Origin of the sequence: Pseudomonas sp. SbOxS1 (assembly GCF_013416725.1) — a bacterium.
Classification (GTDB): domain Bacteria; phylum Pseudomonadota; class Gammaproteobacteria; order Pseudomonadales; family Pseudomonadaceae; genus Aquipseudomonas.
In genome coordinates this window covers 1-1,528 of sequence record NZ_JAAVXC010000080.1, presented here as the reverse complement: position 1 = coordinate 1,528, position 1,528 = coordinate 1, and the positions used below count along the sequence as shown (strand labels likewise).

General features: G+C 54.6%; 1 protein-coding gene. It reads left to right on the top strand.

From position 1 onward, the window contains the following. Nucleotides 1–187 precede the first annotated feature (187 nt). Complete coding sequence (locus HFK74_RS32900) at nt 188–1,366, top strand: integrase core domain-containing protein (protein ID WP_180207227.1); 1,179 nt, start codon at nt 188–190, stop codon at nt 1,364–1,366. Nucleotides 1,367–1,528 lie beyond the last annotated feature (162 nt).

Genomic DNA, 1,528 nt, shown 5'->3' with positions numbered 1-1,528 from the left:
GTGAAAGCTTAGTGGGCGATCACAGGGGGCGGCGGGGGTGACCATTTCATTAGCGACTCCCTTTTTCAAACGCCAAAAAGGAAGCAAAAGGCTTTGCCGGTATGACTCACCCACATAGGTAACAAAACAGTTCAAGCACATAGGTAACAGTTTTTAACTGGCACTGGTCGATTCCGAGGATCTGACCATGCCGTGGCGAGAGCTGAAACCTATGGACCTGAAAGTGATGTTCATTGCCGACTACCTGTCCGGTCGACTCAATTTCAGCCAACTCTGTGCGGCGCACAGCATCAGTCGCAAGACTGGCTACAAGTGGGTGGCCCGCTACAACGCGGACAGCGTTAACGGTTTGGCGGAATGCAGTCGCAAGCGGCACTCTCAAGCTCAGGCCGTGCCGTTTGCGGTCAAAGAGGCCATTCTTGAGCTGCGTGGCCAAGGACAAACCACGCCGGGCCCAAAGAAAATTCAGACGGCATTGGTCGAGCGGTTTCCGGATCAGTCGCCACCCTCCAAAACCACCATCTACAACGTGCTTAAAAAGGCGGGGTTGGTGACACCACGACGATTACGTCAGCGGGTAGCAATCTATCCCAAACCGCTGAAGAAGGCTGACCTCCCCAACCAACTCTGGAGCGCCGATTACAAAGGCCAATACCTGACAGGGGAAGGCGTTTGGTGTTACCCCCTGACGGTCATGGATCACGCCAGTCGATTTCTCTTGGCATGCGAGAGCATGCCGAGCACCACCTTCAAGGATGCCAAGGCGACCTTTGAACGGCTGTTTAGAACATACGGAATGCCCGAACGTATTCGCACCGACAATGGTGTTCCCTTTGCCAGTAGCGGGCGTGCGGGATTGTCACAGCTGTCTATTTGGTGGCTGCGACTGGGCATCATCCCGGAAAGAATCCAGCCTGGCCGACCCGAGCAGAATGGGCGGCACGAGCGAATGCACCGGACATTAAAAAGTACTTTGCCACGCCCCCCTGAGATCGAGTGGGGTGCGCAGCAGAAGCATTTCGATCTGTTCATGCAGCACTACAATCATGAGCGTTTTCATGAGGCCCTGGGGCAGCGAACACCAGGGTCTTGCTACATCAGTTCGTCGCGCCTTTATCCAGAAAAACTACCGGAGATGAGATACCCAAGTCATATCGAAGCCTACGTAGTGGACTCTTGTGGAGTGGTGAACAAAGGCCGGCTCCGGATTTATGTGGGTTATGTGCTCAAACGTGAAATAGTGGGTTTGGACAACATAAGCGAGGGCATTTGGGACGTTATTTTTGGACCGGTCGTGTTAGGCCGCTTCGATGAAAAGGACGCCAGGGACGGTTACGTAACGCTTGAAGTGATTACAAATGAGTGATCAGGTGTTACCGATGTGCCTGAACTTTTATGTTACCTATGTGGTTGATCCGTACATGCCCCACCACTCGGTGCCTCGCTTAGGCTCGGCATGCCCTCACTCCGGCATTGCTCCGTGGGTCGCCGCGATGGGCCCTCCCTGGCCCAGCGCGGCTAAACCGGC